Raw genomic sequence first — 425 nt, forward strand, 5'->3', positions numbered from 1 at the left:
CCCCTATACGGCGACTGCGCCGGCATCCCTTGTGCAGGAAAGCGTCACGCTGACCTACGATCCTGCGACCAACAAGCTGACGACTACGTCTCCCAAATCCATCACCATCGACGACAACAACAGCGGCGTGGCGCAGGCGATCAACATTGACCTGTCCGACATGACCCAGTTTTCGTCGAAGTTCACGCCCGGCACGGCGATCCTGAACGGTAACGGTCCGAGCCAGATCAAGGATGTCGAAATCGGCAAGGATGGCGTAGTGACGGCAGTTTACCAGGATGGCGGCCGCCGCAACATTTACCAGCTGGCGCTGGCCACCGTGCCGAGCGTCGACAACCTGAGCCCGCAGAACGGCAACGTTTATCTTCCGAGCAACGAGTCCGGTGTCGTTACCATCGGCTTCCCGCAATCGGGCAGCTTTGGTT

At 59.5% G+C, this 425-nt stretch carries 1 protein-coding gene; it reads left to right on the forward strand.

What is annotated here, in order from left to right:
• Positions 1-425 (forward strand): flagellar hook-basal body complex protein (locus tag D7X55_RS41525; RefSeq protein ID WP_121725777.1); only part of this gene is annotated, 425 nt, incomplete at both ends.

The organism is Corallococcus sp. AB049A (assembly GCF_003668885.1).
Classification (GTDB): Bacteria; Myxococcota; Myxococcia; order Myxococcales; family Myxococcaceae; genus Corallococcus; species Corallococcus interemptor.